The following is a 19,131-nucleotide window of genomic DNA, read 5'->3' as shown; positions in this document are numbered from 1 at the left end:
CGAAGACCCGTTTTCAGAGACATGAGATCCTTATGACCCCTACAAACCCGAATGCGTCGCGCCCCAGCCGAGCCCTGCCCCCGGGAGTTGTCACAGGTGATGACTATCTCACCCTGATCGAGGCCTGCAAGGAAGGCGGTTATGCCCTTCCGGCTGTCAATGTTGTCGGCACAGACAGCGTCAATGCGGTTCTTGAGGCGGCTGCGCGCAACAACTCCGATGTGATCGTGCAGTGTTCGAACGGCGGTGCCCGCTTCTATGCAGGCGAAGGTCTGGCGGACCAGCACAAGGCCCGTGTTCTGGGCGCTGCCGCCATGGCCCATCATGTCCATCTTCTGGCGAAAGAATATGGAATCTGCGTGATCCTTCATACCGATCATGCAGACCGTAAACTGATTCCCTGGGTCGAGGGCCTGCTCGATCTGAGCGAGAAGGAAGTGGCCGCCGGACGCCCGCCGCTTTTCTCATCGCATATGATCGACCTTTCCGCCGAGCCGCTGGAAAGCAATCTGGAAGAGTGTGCGCGCCTGCTGCCGCGTATGGCCAAGCTGGGTATCAGCCTTGAAATCGAGCTCGGCGTTACCGGCGGCGAGGAAGATGGCGTCGGGCACGATCTCGAGGATCATGAGGATAATGCCCATCTGTACACGCAGCCTGAGGATGTGCTGACCGCCTGGAACCGGCTCTCCCCGCTGGGTCACGTCACGGTTGCTGCGTCTTTCGGCAATGTGCATGGCGTCTACAAGCCGGGCAACGTCCAGCTGCGCCCTGAAATCCTGCTTCATTCGCAAGAGCATGTCGCCGAGAAGACCGGTCTTGGCCCCAAGCCTCTGGCCCTCGTGTTCCATGGCGGGTCGGGCTCGGAGAAAGACAAGATCACCGCAGCCGTATCCTATGGCGTGTTCAAGATGAACATCGATACCGATGTGCAGTTTGCGTTCGCCAATGGCATCGGCAAATACGTGCTGGATCACTCCAAGGCTTTCCTGCACCAGATCGATCCCGAGACCGATGCGCCTTACAAGAAGTTCTACGACCCGCGCAAATGGCTGCGCGTGGGCGAAAAGAGCATTGTCGACCGCCTTGAAGAAGCCTTTGCCGATCTGGGTTCAAAGGGCAGATCCATCGCAACGAGGGACTGAAGACCGTGTCTTGCGAGATCGTCCGGGTTTTCAGTGTTGTCCCGAGCCAGATCGAGATTTTCGAATCGACCTATGGACCTGAGGGTCCATGGGCGCGCCTCTACCGCAATGTGCGCGACTATCTCGGTACGCGGCTCATTGCCGATCTGGAGAAGCCTGGCGAGTATATTGCCATCGACGAATGGACGACTCATCGGGCGTATCTGAACTTCCGCAACGACCACCCAGACGCTTTTGCAACGCTCGACGCGGCGTGCTCGCCCCTGTTGCAGGACATGCGTTATGTGGGCGCTTTCAGGGTCATCTCCCCCTCGCGACGCTGAACGCCCTCCGTTCCTGGCCTTTATGCCATGTCGCCCGGCCTGACCCACCGCGACTCCGCAAAGCTTGAACCGGCCTGAGCCGCATCGCGCAGCGGCCAGCAGGCCGAAACCTCGCCGTTTCCGGGCCTATCGCACAGTTTTTCCCGATCCGCCTGCCACACGACAAGTGCCCCGGCCGCGGACCCAACCCGGGGCAAGAGGGTTCGTCCATCTGTCACCTCCCGCAGGGGGCTACACCCTGGCGATCCGCCTTTGGTAACGTTATGAAGAAAATATGGTGACCGGGTCAGAAAAACCTTGCATCGGGGGGGCATGACCTTTAATCGGGCGGCCTTGGCCCAAGGGGGCATGTTGCCCAACAGGCTGTCTGCTGGTTTAGAGGTACGTGATGAACGCACTTGCTCAACTGGGGATGGTATCGGGACTCCCGAGAGATAACCAGACTGTCGCATCGAACACATCTCATGAAGAGGTGTGCAAGGATTACTTTATTGAGCGTGATGGTGAACGCTTCGCCGGTCATCACCTGCTGATCGATTTCTGGGACGCCACGAACCTGGACGATCCCGCAGCAATCGACGCCACGCTTTGCGAGGCAGCGGTTACCGCAGGGGCAACAATCCTGCACAGCCACTTCCATCACTTCACGCCCAATGGCGGTGTGTCGGGCGTGATCGTGCTGGCCGAAAGCCACATCTCGATTCACACATGGCCCGAGCGCAATTTTGCTGCCGTGGACGTGTTCATGTGCGGCGCCTGCGACCCGAATCTGACGATTCCGGTCATGCAGCGTCTTTTCCAGGCTGGTCGCGTCGTCTCTGACGAAGTGCGTCGCGGTCGCGAAAAGATTGCACCTGCAGGCTGAGCGCGTTGCGCTGCGCTTGAAAGCAGATAAGGCCGGGCCCGTTGCCCGGCCTTTTTTTTGAACAAATTGGGAGAGACCGCCTCATGTCTGAATCCTGGATCAACGAAACCCTCTACCCCGACTGGGGTCAGCGTTTTCGCGTCACACGCGAGCTGGCACGCGTCAAAAGCGATTTTCAGGACATCGTCGTTTTCGAAAGCGATTTCCACGGCCGCGTGCTCGTTCTCGATGGCGTTATCCAGATCACCGAGCGCGACGAATTCGTCTATCAGGAAATGCTCACCCATGTGCCGCTTCTGACGCATCCCGATGCCAGACGCGTGCTGATCATCGGCGCTGGCGATGGTGGCGTGCTCCGTCGCGTGCTTCAGCACAAGACCGTCGAAAAGGCCGTCATGGTCGAGATCGATGGCGCGGTCATCGAGCTTTCCAAGCAGCACCTCCCCAATATTGCAGGCGATGCCTGGAACGACCCGCGCGCCGATGTGATCGTCGGTGATGGCATCGATTACGTCGCCAAGGCCGAAGACGGTTCGTTCGACGTCATCATCGTCGACTCGACCGACCCCATCGGCGTGGGCGAAGTGCTTTTCACCGACGCGTTCTACAAGGATTGCGCCCGCATCCTTTCGGCACAGGGTCTGATCGTCAACCAGTGCGGCGTGCCCTTCATGCAGGCCGATGAGCTGCGTGAAACCAGCCTGCGACGCGCCAATTTCTTCCCGCATGTCTCGGCCTATGTTGCTGCCGTCCCGACCTATGTCGGTGGCTTCATGACGCTCGGCGTTGCCGCCAAGGGCGTGAACCCCACGAAGCAGTCAGTGGAAGACGTGCGTACCCGCGCCGAAGCGGCCGGTATCCTGGGCACCACACGCTACTGGACACCGGAAATCCACGTCGGCAGCTTCAACCTGCCACCCTATATCGCTGAGAACCTTCCCAAGCAGGAAGGCTGATCGGCCTCTCCCCGGACAGGCGCCAGCATCGCGCCCGTCTGTCCGGGGGGTACACGGGGCTCTGCCTTGCACCCGTGACGGGGCAGTTCGATCCCGTTCTGCCAGCAGCAGATTTCCAGAAAGACACCCGTCTTCTGAAGGCGACTACCCTGCGGCCGGGTATGGGGCAGCGCCCCATGAAGCCTAATATCCTGAACCACTCAACAGGCGGATCACGATCGTCTGCCACTCGTCCATGATCTCCCCATGGCCCATGGGATGACCTGCGCGACGGTACCAGTAACGCGCGTTGTCGTTGTCGCCTTCCACACGATGCAGCCAGGCATGAACCCAGTTCGAGTCCGCATCGCGCTCGTTGGACTGGACAATTTCGTGAGCTGCGGCCCAGTCTTCCTTTCTCGCCCACCAGAGCGCCAGAAGAGCGGGAGAAATGTTATCGGGTGGAATGCCGTCTTGCAGGCTTTCCTTGAATACGGACAGGGTCATGCTCATCGGACAACCTCCCAGTCATACCGGACACCGGTCATGTTCTCCGAAGCCTGCCAGAGCTTTGCCCTGAGGGAAAGCCCCATAGCCTGCGGCGGAATCTCGGCCGGTCCGGGAGGGCCACGGCGTTCGCCCTTACCCTGCGGGCCGTAGTAACCGCCATCACGCGCAGCATTGGCTATGGCTGCATAAAGGATCGACTCGGCGCCGGACGCTACATCCTGCCCCATCAGACGAAAGAGGAAATTGCCCAGCCGGTCCTGTACGCGCGAAAAGGCGCGACCCAGAGGCGATCCCGTCAGGCCGAACGCCGCACTATTGGTGATGATCGAACTTGTCGACCATCCGGGATGGGCCGCGCGAACATGCAAAGGCAGCGCCGCAGACCGGGCAAGTCTGTCGAGCTCGAGACTGAACATGAGATTGGCCAGCTTGCTCTGGCTATAGCGTGCGAAACGCCGATAGCTCTCGGTCGCATTGAGGTCGTCCAGAGGCATGGCGCCGCGCCATGCAGCGAGCGATGCCACGGTAACGATATGCGCTTCCCCGGCCACGAGCGACGGCAGCAAGCGCCCGGTCAGCGCAAAATGACCCAGATGATTGGTCCCGAACTGGAGTTCGAACCCGTCCTGAGTGGCACAGCGATGCGCGGGTGCCATAACACCTGCATTATTGATCAGGATATGCACAGGCTGGCTGCCCATACGCTCGGCAAAACGCGCGATAGAGGCAAGAGACGCCAGATCGAGCCCCTCGAAGCGAAGCGTCGCACTCGGGCAATCCGACTGGATGGCAGCGAGTGCTGCCCGGCCTTTTTCGGCATTGCGACCGGTCACGATCACATCGGCTCCGGCCTGCGCCAGACCGCGCGCGGTTGCCAGCCCCAGACCGCCGGTCGCCCCGGTGACGATTGCTGTCATGCCCTCGCAGGATTGGTGGGCAAACCGGTCGAACACCGGCTCGATTGTCTCTGTCACGATGCGGCCTTTCCCGAGTGTTCCTCGGCTTCGGCTTCTTTGAGCGCTTCTTCGGTCAGACGTTTCTCGTTCTTCTTGAGAAAATAAAGGGCAACGCCCAGCCCCACCACCACGATTGACCCGAGACCGATGGCAAGGGGGCCGGAAAGGCTGAAAATTTCCTTGCCGAGAAAATAGGTCGCAACGGCATAGCCGCCAGCCCAGAACACGCCACCAAGGGCATTATGCCAAAGGAATGATTTCCACGGCATATGGTTTGCACCGGCCAGAAGAGCGATAAAGACGCGTAGCACGGCGACGAAACGCCCGACAAACACAACCAGACCGCCATGACGCTTGAACAGGAAACGCCCCAGCAGCAGGCGCTCCTTGGTCAGACCCACTTTGGTACCATGTTTCTGCAGCAGCTTGTAACCGATGGAGCGACCGATCAGATAACCGAAATTATCGCCCATAATAGCCCCGGTTACAGCCGCAACCACGATCCAGCGTATTTCAAGATGATGGGTCGTGGCCGCATAAAGCGACGCGCCGATGATCAGGCTCTCGGCAGGCAGGGGAAGACCCATGCTTTCGAGCATGACCACGACGCCGATAATGCCGTAGCCATATTCCTTGAGAAGATGTTCCAGAAGATGCAGCAGGGCTCTCATCCTTGAGGCATGGCAATTAAGAGACCGACTTGATGCCTGAAAGCCGCTCTCAGGAAAACTCGTCAGATGCTTTTCGTCGGATTATTCTGAGTTCCATGACGAATCCATCTTCGCTTCCTCCCGGTTTCTGGCCTTCCTGGGTCTCGACCGACCTTGTTGCAGGGCGCAGCGTCTCCCTATCCGAACTTCAGGCCCAGGGAGACAGGGTATACTGGCTCGAAGGCAGACCGCAGGAAGGGGGCCGCACGGCCCTGGTTAGTGTCAAACGTGGGGAAGCGCCCCGGGATTTGTTGTCTGCAAACTGCTCCGTCGGCACAAGCGTCCATGAATATGGCGGAGGCGCCTACACGGTCTCTCCCTCCCAGCGTATCGTGTTCAGCGACCGCAAGACCGGTGCCGTATCGCTACGCGAGGCCGAGGGCAGTGTGGTGGCTCTGGCCAGCACACCTGGCTGTGCCTATGCCGATTTCAGCTTCGACGCCACGGAAAGCGGTGTTTTCTGCGTGCGGGAAGACAGCCGCGTAGCAGGCGAGCCTGCTGCCGCCATCGTCTGGCTCGATCGGCACAGCGAACGCGTTCTGGTCGAAGGAGACGATTTCTACGCATCGCCGCGCCCTGCGCCGGATAACAGCCATCTTGCATGGATCAGCTGGTCGCATCCCGACATGCCGTGGGACGCCACGCGTCTCATGGTCGCACTTCTGGACTGGCACGACGGACGCCCTGAAACGGGGGAGGCAACATGTCTGGCCGGTGAGACGACGCGATGCAGTTGCGTCGATCCTGTGTGGGAAAACAGCGAAACGCTTCTGGTCAGCCATGACGGACCGGGAACGTGGAAGCCCTGCCGGTTTCACATCGCGGAGCTGCCTTCTGAAGGAGAGCGCATCGCTGAAGCCATGCCCGTGTTTCTTCCCGATCCGGGAGGGGAAACAGGTTTTCCACACTGGGTGTTCGGCCAGCATAGCCTGCGTGTCCTGCCCGACGGCCGCATCCTTGCTCAGGTGATCCGCAACGGCCTCTCCCATACTGCCGTGCTCGACGGTTCAACATGGACAGCCTGTCCGGATATCGACGCGGCCCAGGTGCCTGTCTGGGTAGAAGGTCGTTTTGCATGGCTCGGCGCGGCCCCCGATGCACCGCAAGCCATCATGATGAACGACCCTCCTTCCATCATCCGGCAGGCGTTCGATTTTCCCTCGGGAGTGGATGCGCAGGACTGTTCCAGACCTGAAAAACTGACATTTCCCACATCCGGCAATGCCATCGCCCATGCGCTCTATTATCCACCGGTCAACCGTCATCATCACATTGCCGACGGTGAAAAACCGCCACTTGTCGTCATGGCGCATGGCGGTCCGACAGGCCGGGCCAGTGCGGCTTTTTCCTTCAAGGTGCAGTGGTGGACAAGTCGCGGTTTTGCCGTGCTCGACGTCAATTACCGGGGATCGACCGGGTTTGGTCGAGCCTATCGTGAGGCATTGAATGACGCATGGGGTGTCATCGATGTGCAGGATTGTATCGCTGCAGTGAAGCATGTCGTCGCGCGTGGTCTGGCCGATCCCTCGCGCTGCGTCATACGCGGCAGCAGTGCAGGCGGGCTGACGGTTCTCATGGCACTCGCCACATCGGATGTCTTTGCCGCCGGATGCTCGCTTTATGGCGTGACGGATCTGCGCGCCCTTGCCGAAGAGACCCATAAATTCGAGTCCCGTTATCTCGATCGGCTCATCGGTCCCTATCCCGAGCAGGAAGCCCTGTATCTCGAACGGTCCCCGTTGAGCCATGTCAACACGCTTACCGCACCCACTCTTTTCCTGCATGGCGATCAGGATAAGGTCGTGCCGCTCGATCAGGCACGCTCCATGCACGACGCGTTACGCGCGCGCGGACGTCTTTCGGAAATGCATGTCTATGCTGGCGAAGGTCATGGCTTTCGCCAGCAGGACACACTGACCGACAGCTTCGCCAGAGAACTTGATTTCTATCAACGCATTTTCCGCACCGATGGCACCAGGTCCGCCTGAGCCAGAGCTATCGAGATACCTGGAATGACCGAAGCGCCCGGGCAAAACCTCTCTTCGGGGCCTGAAGCGCCACGACAGGTCAGACACCTTGCAGACCGGACCTGTCGGGACGTTACGCAAGCGCGTCAGTGTGTCGTGAGTGCCGTGTTCAGGACATCGGCCAGACGTACCCCGGCCTGCTGCAGACGTGTTTCGATGACGGGAAAGGCGATGGCGGTATAAGCCTCGCCAAGATCTTTCGTCTTGCCGGCGGGTAGGGCACCATAGGCAACGGACCGCGCCAGACCGTGGCTTTCATCGGTCCATTGCACCACCGCATCATGCATGGTGGCAGGCGCAAGAGCGCCCGCCCAGAATGCGGCCTGACCCGGCGTGATCTGGGCATTCAGTCGATCGGCTTCTTCACGCGCTTTGGCAAAATCGATGCTGTAATGCGGCCCGACAACGAGATGGCGCTCATGATCCATAATGCCTTCATCCCACAGGGAATGAAGGTTTTCATGCCCCTGACGGTCCTGACCGAAATACGAGACCTTGACCATGTTGCCGCCCTTGTCGTGATCGCGCTCTGCGGCATGAAGCGGCTGATGCAGGTCGCCCATCAGATGCACAACCCATTTCAGGGCCGTCAGACGCGCCTGCGGTGTCGCTTTCGGGTCGGCCAGTACCTTTTCCATCTCAGGCAGTTTTTCAGTCACGCAGATATCGTCGCCGCAATCGCGTGCCTTGTCATAAGTCGCAAACTGCGCGTCGGTATCGACATAATGCCAGGGCAGGGTCTGGGGCAGGCCGCCCTTCTCCGGAGGAACATGACCGATCGTATCGGGCCATGATGCAACCTGATCGAGCGTCTGGTGATGTTCGAGCGCCAGCAAACGGGTCACTTCATCCTGCGCCTGAGGGGTCAGACGGCTCTGGGCGATATCGGCAACGATCGCATGTCCATAGGGACCCCATGCCAGCGCATGCGGAGAACAAATGGTCAGGGCAGCAGCAGAAAGCAGCGCCGAAAAGGCGCAAAGCGAGCGTCGTGTCATGGGGCCTCGAAAAACGGGGGATCTGAAGCGCAGGAGCGTTCCATCACCGGTCCGGGGATGCAAGGGATGTTATGATGACAGCCCCTTATTCCTCCACCCGTATCGACCAGCCTGCCTCCCAGCTCCCTCCGGGCGGGAGATGCAGCAATCCGGGCTTCTGCTCGAATGGTCCGTCGAAATCGACCGGACTTGCGTAGCCCATCCACGGTTCCAGGCAGAGGAAATCGGAGCCCGGCTTCATCCAGATACCGAGTTGCTCGAAACCGTGCCACGAAAACAGCAGGGCCTCGCCCTCGGGGGCATGGAACTTCACCTGACGACTGACGGGATGCATGAAAATCAGGGCATCCTGTTCGAACAGATCGTCGTTCAGGGCGAGACGTGATCCATCCATCGGATTGGGGCGCTCACCTTCGGCAATAAGCCCTTCCTGCAACAGGGCAAGGGAACCGGGCTCCGGTGCGTCAAAATCGAGCACATAACTGTCTTTTGCCGTATCGGGGGTCAGAGGCCAGATGAAAGCCGGATGGGCGCCAAGCGAAGCATGAAGAAGGCTTCTGCTGTCGGGATTGGCCAGTGTGTAATGAACGTGCAGTCCCTGCTCGTCGAGCGTGTAACGCAGAATCAGACGAAATGCAGAAGGGAACAGCGTGCGGCTTGTGGGGTCGTCCTCAAGCATCAGCGTGCATCCGGTTTCGCTGCGCTCCACCCAGCGAAACAAACGATCGCGCGCAAACCCGTGCTGGGTAAGCGTATAGTCCAGCCCATCGATCAGGGCATGGTTATCGCGAAGACGCCCCACGATCGGAAACAGGACCGGTGAGTGGCGCGGCCATGCCCCACCCGTCCACATGATCTCCCGCCCGGTGCGATCGCATAGCGAACAGAGTTCGGCTCCGAGAGCGGAAACGCGGGCTGTATAAGTCCCGTTACTGAAAACGTGGCTGTCAGACATTCCTGATCGTTCCCCTCTCATCGGGCCGGTTATATGCCGACCGCAAACCGGACCCGGAGGTCGTCGGCCCAACGACCTTCCCCAAAAAAACGATCAGATCAAGAGACTGTTTCGTGAGCCTGCTTCTGCCGGACGTTCGATTTTCCAGCGACGTTTTGTCCAGAAAGCGCCGCATACGAAAAATTGAGCTGCGGAATTCGGTCAGCATGAGCCCGCTCAGACTATCGGGCCATGCGTTCGAGACCGGCAAGACGCTCGCATACAAGATCGAGCAAAGCCGTATCGCCGTGTATCCCGGCTATTTCCAGACGACTGCGCATGGCCAGAAGAATATCCGAAGTCGCCTCTGACGCTGCCCTACGCCACCATTCCAGGGCCTTGTCGTACTCTCCGCGATCGCAAAGCAGCGTCGCATAATTATGCTGCCCACGATAATCGCCTGACTCGGCAGAACGTCGATACCAGTGCTCTGCCATAACCCTGTCCTGCGCGATCTCCCATCCCTCTTCGAGAAAACGGGCATAGAGATTCATCGATTTGGCGTGTCCGGCCTGCGCACCGGCCTGAAACAGGCAGAGCGCACGTGAAAGATCCTGCTCCACCCCAAGCCCGCGCATGGTCAGAATCGCCAGATTATAACACCCCCAGACATCGCCCCTGACGGCGGCCTGCTCGTAACAGGCCGCAGCGCGCAACAGATCCAGCGTGCATCCCCAGCCGAACTGATAACAGCGCCCCAGCATGTTCAGACCCGGACCGAAACCGGCCAGAGCGGCGCTCTCGAACCATTTGAAAGCAAGATCGGGCCGAGGCGGCATATACACGCTCTCGCGCAGGATCTGACCCCATTGTACCTGTTCGAGCACATGGCCTGCACGGGCCTTCTGACGGATAGTCTCGATATCGTCGGGCAGACGCGCATAGCGTGACGACGGTTCGGCCTTCGCAAGCGCACGCGCAGCCTTGCGCCATGCGTGACGGCTATGAGGCCTGCGCAAACCACGCAAGACCATAGCCCTGCACGCAGCGTGCACATCACGAAGGAAGAGTTTGAACATTTCGCAAAAATCTACACACATTTCGCAATAAAGCAATTGCGACTTAGTCGCGACCCGCGTAAGCAGTTGCGAAATCCTCGCAACTTCACGGAGCGTCGCGCCTTATGCGGTCCCCCTCGCGCAAATCACTGTCTCTGTTACCGATGCTCACAGGGATCATTCTCGGAGCGACTCAAACCCATGCCGCAACGGATGCGACAGACGACCGCAAGGACAAGAAACCGCAACGCCAGCGCAAGGCCGACAAACATCCGACCGACAAGCGCAGCCGTGAAGAAAAGCCCGATGAGCAGATTACCGTGCTCGGCAATGGGTTCAACACGCTGAAAGACCCCATCGGCCTGTCGCGCATGCCTCAGGATGCGCTGCATACGCCGCAGCAGATCAATATCGTGCCGCAGATGCTCATGAAGCAACAGAACGTGAAATCGGTCGATGAGGCCCTGCGCAACGTGCCGGGCGTGACCTCATCCATCGGTGAAGGCGCTGGCGGCATGAATGGCGACCAGTTCCTGATACGCGGGTTCCAGGCGCAGAATGACATCTATCAGGACGGCCTGCGCGATTTCGGTGTCTATAGCCGCGATGCCTTCAATCTTGAGACCATCTCGGTCATCAAGGGTCCGTCATCCGAGGTCTTCGGTAATGGCACGACTGGCGGCGCAATCAATATGGTGACCAAGACACCGACCTTGCGCGATCATTATTCAGCCGAATTCAACGGTGGATCGGGCTCGTATTATCGTGGCGTGCTCGACGTGAACAAGAAGCTCGACGATCATACGGCCCTGCGCATTACCGGTATGGGCAACGAGAACAATATTGTCGGGCGCGATTTCCTTTATTCGCATCGCTGGGGCATCGCGCCGTCCATCGCCTTCGGACTGGGCAGCAAGGCCACGCTGGTGCTCCAGTACATGCACCAGCAGGAGAACTCCATTCCCGATTTCGGCGTGCCGGTCGTGACCCCGCCAGGTGCAAAAACAGGTGGACCGATTACCGAATACGGTATCCGGCGCACCAATTTCTACGGCACGAACAACGATCAGAACGCGACCAACGACAATATGGAAACAGCGCGTTTCTCATATAAACTCAACGACCATATCAAATTCTACGACGATCTGCGTGGCGGCGAATTCTACCGTACATTCGCAGCCTCCAAGGCCACATGCGACACGACCTGCGTCAATAACTACTTTCTCGGCAATCCGGCTTCGGCACTGGTTGCGCGATCCGGGCCGAGCGGTGCGGGCAAAGGAACAGGTCCGGGCACCTATATGGCGCCCCTGCCCTATCAGCAGACAAGCTGGTCGGTGCAGAATGTCGGCTCGATGGTGGCCGATTTTCATACGGGTTTTCTCAAGCATCAGATCGTGACAGGTTTCGATCTCGAACGCGTCAACGATGTGCGCTCGCAATCGACCTATCTCAAAGCAAAGCCCTATGCCTCACTGGTCAACCCCAACCCCTATGTCGGCAATCTGCTTCTGGTGCCTGGCGATCTGAATCCGGGTGGGCTGGTCAGCCTCGGTGCTCTGGGGGCCAAATCACATTCAAACGGCTATGGCTTTGATACCGGCCTGTTCTTCTATGACCAGATCTGGTTCACCAACTGGCTGTCGGTGAAGGGTGGCTTCCGCTGGGATCGCTGGCAGACCAGCTACAACCTGACGGGCGGCAATGTCGCGACCAGCCCCGATATTCATTATCATCAGGTCAGCAGCGTCTTTAACCCCAATGTCAGCCTTGTCGCGACGCCTGACGCCCATCAGACCTATTATTTCACCTGGGCAACCTCGACCACGCCAAGCGGCATGTATGTGACCAATGGCTCCGTACCCATTCGCCCCGGCACGAACAGCTTTGCCAGCCCGGAGAAAGCCAGCCTCTACGAGATCGGCGCGAAGTACAGCGCGTTTCATGACCGCATGGGCTTTACCGCCTCGCTGTTCCGTCTGGAAAAGAACAACGCCATCAATGCCGATCCTGTCACGGGTCAGGTCGAGGGATCGAGCGACAGACAGCGCAATCAGGGTCTTGAGCTTTCCGTGGGCGGCATGATTACCCGTCACTGGAATATCTCGGCCACCTATGCCCTGTATGACAGCGACACACTGGCCTCCGATACGGCTGCCGCAATCGGCAAACAGGTGCAGTATGTGCCGCATAATCAGGCCACGCTCTGGTCGGTTTACGAAGCTTTCCCTACCACGCCCTATAACCTGTCTTTCGGCGGCGGCGTGACATGGCGTCAGCATGTGTGGCTCAACACCACAAACACGCTGAAAGTCCCGGCCAATCTCGATTTCGATGCCGTCATTTCGCATCGTCTAGGCCAACACTGGAAGGTCTCGCTCAATGGCTACAATCTGGCCAATCGCCTGAATTACCAGAGCCTGTTTTCCAACCGTGCCACGCCATCGGCTGGCCGGACATTCCTCGGGCAGATCAGTCTCAGCTACTGATAAAAACAGCTCCAACAGAAAAAGCCGGTCTGGGACCGGATTTTTCTGTGTGCTGGACAGGCAGTCAGGCAGATTTTCTGCGATCCGACCCGTTTTCTACCGGAGATGAGATTGCTGTAATCGTCTCCATCTCCGTTGACGACTGCATGACATACGGCCCAGCCGCATCGATTTTCAGGGCCAGAAGGGATATCCCTCCAGGACGGCGTTCAGGCAGCGTCACCCGTGCATTGCCGTTCGTCCAGCGTCTGCCGCAAGGCTCGATATCGTTCCACCCGTCCAGCGTGGCACTCGTCAGGATATCGGCAAGCTCGATCGTTCCCCAGCTGTCATAAATCCTCAGATCCCCGACGAGAACGCCCAGCGTGCGACGGTCGTCGAGATAAGGCGCAATTGCATCGCTGGGGCGACTACTATTCGAAACGAGGCGTATATCCTGCGTATCGTGCGGCAGGGCAAAGACATACTGCCCGTTCTGGCGCCTGTGCTGACCGATCCACTCACCTGATTCGGTCACGATATACAGATCCGGATCGTGGGTGATCGCCCTGTCCTTGCTGATATCGCCCGCATCATGCAGGGCGTCAGCCCGTGACTCGAGCTTTCGGTAGATCGGCTCCACAAAATCACGGTCTGTCATCAATGGCGCTGCCGCTGCGTCATGCCAGTCCAGCTTTCGACTGCCGAATGCATGGATCTTGCCCGCTTGTCTGAACGACTGTCTGTTACCTGTGTCGAGATAGCTTTCGCTCAGGGCACCATCGGCGCTGATGATCGCATGATCTTCGGTTTCAATATGATAGTACTCGTATGCGCTGATTGTCTTGTCGTAACGGATCGTCCGCCCATTAACGAGCATGCGTACTGGCACGAACGCACCATCGATCAACAGGCAATGTTCGGCCGTAATCAGCAGGTCCTTGAACGGTACACCATCTTCCAGTGCGTTCCTGGCCACGCGCACCGGAAAACCGGACAGATCGTCAGGCTGGCCCGGATCGATCCGCGCTGACGTTCGTCCCGCCCAGATTACTTCACGTGCCAGAGCAATGCCGCGTTCGAAATCGGTCGCGGCATAGGTCAGCACCCGATCGCCGATGCGTATATCTTCCACGGCTTTCAGACCGTCTGCGGTCTCGATCAGGGTCCCGGACAAAAAGCAGGGTGCGGTCGTATCTGTCGTGAGCGTACCACCCGAAACCACGAGCTTGCCCCCGCTCTGCACCAGAGTTGGGTTGGTCACCGATGCGCCCGACGACACAGTCACCGTAAACGAACCGGCATTGGCCGATCCGATATAAGGCGTATCCAGTGTTGCACCGCTATAGACAGTGGCATCGGATAGACTATCCGTACCCGAACCGCTGTTGATATAGGTGTCCCGTATGGAACTGGCGCCCGAATAGAGCATGACTATATCTGAGTTAAGCGTGTTGCTCGATAATGTGGCGCCGTTCAGCGCCGAGACATACCCATTCAGAACAAGCGAGTTTTCAAGAATGCCACCGCTTGTTACCGAAACAGTCGGTATGCCGCCGCTGACAACAGCGCCCGACACAACAGCACCGCTCGAAATTACCAGAGTAGAAATCGAGGAGAGCACGACAGGCCCTGTCGCTGACACCTGTCCACTGACATAATAGGTTGTCGTACCGCGCAGAACGGCAGACCATGTCCCACCGGAGAGAATGACCGGATTTCTGGCCTGGGTGTTAATGGTTGCGCTACCGCTTCCATAAGCCGTCGCCAGGGAAAGAACACTACCGGAGCCGGTGTTGATCGTTCCAGAAACAAACGCACCGGAAGAAACCGTCGCTCCTGCTCCAGACCCCAATGTCAGGTCGCTTACTGTCGCTCCAGATGAGACATAAGCGGTCAGACCCGCCTGCGCACCATTCGTCATGGTGGCCCCAATCAGCGACGCACCAGACGAAACATAGACATACGCATCGCCATCGGCCACAGAGCCGCTGTTGAGGAACAGATCGTTGATCGAGCTGGCGCCGGAAGAAAGCGTGACCTCATCGGAGTTGAGCGTATTGTCCGATATGGTGCCACCGCTGGCAACACGCAGATAACCGTTGATCTCCGTCGAGGAAATCATGGCGCCGCCATTGAGAACGGATACCGTCGGAATACCACCTGATAGCAGCGCGCCGGAAACGACTGCGCCACTGGAAATTGTCAGGCTATTGATACTGGAAAAAACAACAGCGCCTGTCGCAGAGACGCTACCGCTCACATACCATGTAACGCCGCTGCTATTGACTGCAGACCAGCTTCCCCCGCTCAGGACCGTCGTCGTTGCCATCGCTCTACCCCCAGGTGCAATCGCAGCCGTCTGATGTCGTCGGGGCGATCATCATGTGGGTCTTAGTCGCGCTCTTCGCCGCTCCGCAATCAGATTTAACGGCTTAATCAACAAACTTCGTTAAATTCGACAGCCTGTAGGATCATAATGATTAATCACCGTTATTGTTCATAATCTCTTCATCCTATTGCGCATGAGTACGACGCAGATTTAACGATCGGCCATTCTTGATAGGCTTCCTCCCCCGATTTGCGCTATGAAACCTGTCCTAACGTGATCAAGGTTTCAGGAATTTTCATTATGGCGCAGGCGCCTATCTGCATTGCCGCTCTCTATCGCTTTACCCCGTTCGCCGATCCGGCCGCCCTGCGCGGTCCTCTGCTCGATGCCTGCCTTGAGCACGGTATCAAGGGCACGCTGCTTCTGGCACGCGAAGGCATAAACGGCACGATTGCAGGAAGCGCCGACGGGATAGAGGCTATATTGAGCCATATCCGCGCACTGCCCGGCTGCGATGCGCTGGAATGGAAGCTTTCCTACGACGAGACCATGCCCTTCAACCGTATGAAGGTGCGTCTGAAGCGTGAAATCGTCACCATGGGGCAACCCGATATCGATCCTCTGACGGGGGTCGGCCATTATGTACCTGCCTCCGAATGGAACGCCCTGATCAGCGATCCCGATACCGTTCTGATCGACACGCGCAATGATTACGAAGTCGCTGTCGGCACATTCAAAGGGGCAATCGACCCCGATATACAGAGCTTTCGCGAGTTTCCCGAATGGTTCCGCGCCCGTCGGGCCGCGCTTGAAGCAGAGGGTCGCAAACCAAAAATCGCAATGTTCTGCACAGGTGGCATACGCTGCGAGAAATCCACGGCTTTCGCGCTCTCCGAAGGTGTTGAAGACGTGTATCACCTCAAAGGTGGCATTCTCAAATATCTGGAGGACGTGCCCGAGGCCGAAAGCCTGTGGGAAGGGGAATGCTTCGTGTTCGACCAGCGCGTAACCGTACGCCATGGTCTTGAGCCCGGCGACTACGCTCTTTGCCACGCCTGTCGACGTCCGGTTTCCGAAGAAGACAAGAAGTCGCCGCTGTTCATCGAAGGCGTACAATGCCCCGCCTGTGCAGCCGAACGCACAGAGGCCCAGCGCGCCCGCTATGCCGCCCGTCAGCATCAGGAAGACCTCGCCCGTGCGCGAGGCACCCATCATATCGGGACCGAGCAGGGGCAACACTCATCGTAATCCGTTTGCGAGCATGGGCTGAAACCGCAAAAATGCACGACCGCTTGCAAACGGGATCGCTCAGGATCGCTGACGCCCTTGTCAGACATTGAAAGGCAGAATTCCCGGACCGGCTCATCCGGCAATCGGGAAAAGGCTTTTCCAGGGAAAGGCGCCCCAGATAACCGTTGCCTCTCGGCGCCTTTGCCTACGGAACATTTGCCGCCGGGGTATTTCAGCAGACTGCGAACACAGCATTTCTTGCAACAGGACGAATAAGAGACCGTACGCGCCGTTTTACTGAGGCGTACGGTCTGTGTCGTTCAGCAGAAATGGATAAAACCTGTCGCGCCGATCAGGCACGCAGTGCAACCGGTTCGCCCGCATGATCCGACACCAGATATTCCGAAGCCGGTACAATCGTGAGCGAAAGGATACCCATACCTTCCACATCCTCCCTGTCGAGCGGGAACAGGGCGTTTCCTGCGGTCCAGCGCCATGCTGTGGGCTCCAGATTGTTCCACCCATCGAGATCGGGATCGTGCAGGTGCTTCGTCAGTTCATGAAAACGCCTTGCGTCGAAAAATGTAGCCTTTCCGATCAGAACGCCCAGTTCCCGCCGATCATCCACGAATGATCCCATAACCCGACTGGGCTGCATTGTCCGCGACATGATTCTGACCGCATTGGTCAGCGCGGGAATCATGAACACCCAGAGAGACCCATTACCTCTGGCCCTGCGAATATGTCGCCCGTGATCATCGACAAGATAGATATCGGGATCGGAACTCCTGACACAGGCAGGGCGCTTGTCTTCGATACCGGCCAGCTTCGCCCTGGCTTCATAATGACGGTAAATCGGTTCGACATGCTCCTGGTCGACCCTCAGGGGACAGGCACTGTCCTGGTTCCAGATCTTCGATTTGCCGCCTATCGCGCAAAACCTGCCATGCTTTCTGAAAACATGCCTGTTACCGGTATCGAGATAGCTTTCGGTCAGCGTATTATTGGCCTTGATAACCGAATGATCCTCAGTCTCGATATGATAGTATTTATACTCGACCTTTGTCCTGTCGTAATAGATACTCAGACCATTGACGAGCATACGTGCAGGAACGAATGTCCCATTGAAGTACAGACAATGCTCCGGCGTCACCACGAGATCTGCCGATGGAACATTTTCCTCGAATGCATCCTTGAGAATATGCACAGGATAGCCCGCCATATCCTCGGGTCTGTCCGTATTGACGTGCGCAATGGCCATGCCTGCCCAGCGCACGCGACGGACGGTCATTTCACCCTCGGCAAAGACATGCACCATATCGCCGGCATGGATCGTCTCGACAGGACGTTCACCTTCTGGCGTGCTGATCTGCATCCCTTCGAGAAAGCATAGGCCGACATAGGTATTTCCATCGACATGGCTGATGCTCAGAGGGTTGCTATCTGACGATCCCGTGTAATAGGTCCCGGCAGGAAGCACGACGCCGGATGCCAGCGAAACTGTGTATTCCCCTGCGTTCTGCCCCAGGGCGTCATACAGAACAATCGTACGCTGGGTCCCTGTACCCGAGATCGTGTAGCTACTGACCTGCGTCGTCATACCCGCGAATTCGATCACATCATATCGCGGGTCGTAATTGATTATCTCGACCGTAGAGAGATTGATCACCGCACCACCGCTATTGACCACGAAAGTGCCACCGCCCTTCGCAAAGTCTATGGTGATACCGGACAGGACACTCAGCCCTCCATTGCCGTTGGCGAAAGAGCCTCCATTGGAGAGCGTGACCGTCGTACCGCTGAGGAGTGCGCCCACTATACCGTTGGCAAGAACGGCAGAGCCTCCGTCGACCTGAATATTCAGGCTGCCTGCCAGAGATAACCCAGTCGAAATAGTGGCAGTTCCCCCAACATAAATGGTCGGAGGAGAGCCGACCGGTATATTGGCTGCAATATTGATGGTACCGCTCAGACCGGCAGGAACGACATAGACCGCACCTAGAATGGAGGCACCGATATTGATGGAGAAACCGTCTGAAATCGCAACATTACCGGTATTTATTACACCGGATTTTATAGATCCATCATAGAGAACGCTTCCATCCGGGTCTGTGATAACAACAGAATAAGTCGTTGTTCCCCACGAAGTACTATACGTAACCTCATAGGTTACGCCAGAATCTGTAATTGTTGTTATTTTACTACTCATTTCTGACTATCCCGTCAAAAATATCCCATAACAGGACTCCCGAGTACTCCAGAGCCGGCATTCCTGTTCTCTGGAATACGATCACAAACCCGTGCGGATTCCGAGTTATTTCATGAATAATGGATAATTGTTAAACCGCTATTATTTTGTTTTCTTTTAACGAATAATTTTTGAAATCAATCACATTCGCCCGCATTACAATCGCCTCATGTGACAAATTCTGCTGATTGGCCCGTCGATGCAGGTTTCACAGCTTTTCAACCGACTCCCGAACAGCGCAGTTCCGATTTCTGCAATGGCACGGCAATCCTGAAGAAAGGTACGGTATGACTTTTGTCTCGAAATTTATTCGCGAACGATTAAGTATTGATGAAGATCAATATTACATAAATTTAGAAATACTCTCTTCCTGACGTTTCAGGCACAGGGATTTC

15 protein-coding genes are annotated in these 19,131 nt (G+C 57.6%); 7 read left to right on the top strand and 8 right to left on the bottom strand.

The window, feature by feature from the left end:
* The first annotated feature begins 32 nt into the window (after window positions 1–32).
* The 4 genes from fbaA to speE all read left to right on the top strand — a co-directional run bounded on the left by fbaA (window position 33) and on the right by speE (window position 3,286).
* On the top strand, window positions 33–1,142 hold the full coding sequence (gene fbaA / locus NF685_RS09680; RefSeq protein WP_222546249.1) for a class II fructose-bisphosphate aldolase: 1,110 nt from the start codon (window positions 33–35) through the stop codon (window positions 1,140–1,142).
* A gap of 5 nt (window positions 1,143–1,147) precedes the next feature.
* Window positions 1,148–1,465, top strand: a complete 318-nt coding sequence (locus NF685_RS09675) for a hypothetical protein (protein WP_222546250.1) — start codon at window positions 1,148–1,150, stop codon at window positions 1,463–1,465.
* 388 nt (window positions 1,466–1,853) lie between these two features.
* On the top strand, window positions 1,854–2,330 hold the full coding sequence (gene speD / locus NF685_RS09670; protein ID WP_222546251.1) for an adenosylmethionine decarboxylase: 477 nt from the start codon (window positions 1,854–1,856) through the stop codon (window positions 2,328–2,330).
* A gap of 83 nt (window positions 2,331–2,413) precedes the next feature.
* On the top strand, window positions 2,414–3,286 hold the full coding sequence (gene speE, locus NF685_RS09665) for a polyamine aminopropyltransferase (RefSeq protein WP_222546252.1): 873 nt from the start codon (window positions 2,414–2,416) through the stop codon (window positions 3,284–3,286).
* 183 nt (window positions 3,287–3,469) lie between these two features.
* Here speE and NF685_RS09660 read toward each other — a convergent pair whose 3' ends face one another.
* From NF685_RS09660 to NF685_RS09650, 3 genes are read right to left on the bottom strand one after another with little or no spacing between them, the layout of a single operon-like run.
* A complete protein-coding gene (locus NF685_RS09660) occupies window positions 3,470–3,778 on the bottom strand; it encodes a hypothetical protein (protein WP_252849477.1) in 309 nt (102 codons plus the stop codon).
* A complete protein-coding gene (locus NF685_RS09655; RefSeq protein WP_252849521.1) occupies window positions 3,775–4,692 on the bottom strand; it encodes an SDR family oxidoreductase in 918 nt (305 codons plus the stop codon). Before NF685_RS09655 ends, NF685_RS09660 begins: the two co-directional genes overlap by 4 nt.
* 53 nt (window positions 4,693–4,745) lie before the next feature.
* On the bottom strand, window positions 4,746–5,402 hold the full coding sequence (locus tag NF685_RS09650) for a DedA family protein (RefSeq protein ID WP_252849476.1): 657 nt from the start codon (window positions 5,400–5,402) through the stop codon (window positions 4,746–4,748).
* A 95-nt stretch (window positions 5,403–5,497) separates the two neighbouring features.
* Here NF685_RS09650 and NF685_RS09645 point away from each other — a divergent pair, with 95 nt between their 5' ends.
* Entirely contained in the window at window positions 5,498–7,429 is a 1,932-nt protein-coding gene (locus NF685_RS09645; RefSeq protein WP_252849475.1) for an alpha/beta hydrolase family protein, read from the top strand.
* A 125-nt stretch (window positions 7,430–7,554) separates the two neighbouring features.
* On the opposite strand, the gene NF685_RS09640 is transcribed toward NF685_RS09645, so the two are convergent.
* The 3 genes from NF685_RS09640 to NF685_RS09630 form a co-directional block, all read right to left on the bottom strand.
* Window positions 7,555–8,466 carry a S1/P1 nuclease gene (locus NF685_RS09640; protein ID WP_252849474.1) on the bottom strand — a complete coding sequence of 304 codons (912 nt, stop codon included), beginning with the start codon at window positions 8,464–8,466 and terminating at the stop codon, window positions 7,555–7,557.
* Window positions 8,467–8,551: 85 nt separating this feature from the next.
* A complete protein-coding gene (locus NF685_RS09635) occupies window positions 8,552–9,421 on the bottom strand; it encodes an aldose 1-epimerase family protein (protein ID WP_222546255.1) in 870 nt (289 codons plus the stop codon).
* A 221-nt stretch (window positions 9,422–9,642) separates the two neighbouring features.
* The gene (locus NF685_RS09630; RefSeq protein WP_252849473.1) at window positions 9,643–10,479 is read right to left on the bottom strand and encodes a tetratricopeptide repeat protein; all 837 of its coding nucleotides are present in this window, start codon (window positions 10,477–10,479) and stop codon (window positions 9,643–9,645) included.
* Between the two features lie 104 nt (window positions 10,480–10,583).
* On the opposite strand from NF685_RS09630, the gene NF685_RS09625 reads away from it, so the two are divergent.
* Entirely contained in the window at window positions 10,584–12,947 is a 2,364-nt protein-coding gene (locus NF685_RS09625; protein ID WP_252849472.1) for a TonB-dependent receptor, read from the top strand.
* A 64-nt stretch (window positions 12,948–13,011) separates the two neighbouring features.
* Here the strand turns inward: NF685_RS09625 and NF685_RS09620 are convergent, their stop codons facing one another.
* A complete protein-coding gene (locus tag NF685_RS09620) occupies window positions 13,012–15,258 on the bottom strand; it encodes a Hint domain-containing protein (RefSeq protein ID WP_252849471.1) in 2,247 nt (748 codons plus the stop codon).
* Between the two features lie 300 nt (window positions 15,259–15,558).
* Between NF685_RS09620 and trhO the strand changes: the two genes are divergently transcribed.
* Complete coding sequence (gene trhO / locus NF685_RS09615; protein ID WP_252849470.1) at window positions 15,559–16,506, top strand: oxygen-dependent tRNA uridine(34) hydroxylase TrhO; 948 nt, start codon at window positions 15,559–15,561, stop codon at window positions 16,504–16,506.
* 334 nt (window positions 16,507–16,840) lie between these two features.
* Here the strand turns inward: trhO and NF685_RS09610 are convergent, their stop codons facing one another.
* Complete coding sequence (locus tag NF685_RS09610; protein ID WP_222546258.1) at window positions 16,841–18,697, bottom strand: Hint domain-containing protein; 1,857 nt, start codon at window positions 18,695–18,697, stop codon at window positions 16,841–16,843.
* Window positions 18,698–19,131 lie beyond the last annotated feature (434 nt).

Origin of the sequence: Asaia lannensis NBRC 102526 (genome assembly GCF_024054035.1) — a bacterium.
Taxonomy (GTDB): domain Bacteria; phylum Pseudomonadota; class Alphaproteobacteria; order Acetobacterales; family Acetobacteraceae; genus Asaia; species Asaia lannensis.
Note: the sequence above shows the minus strand (reverse complement) of the source record. Positions and strands in the feature narration are given on the sequence as shown.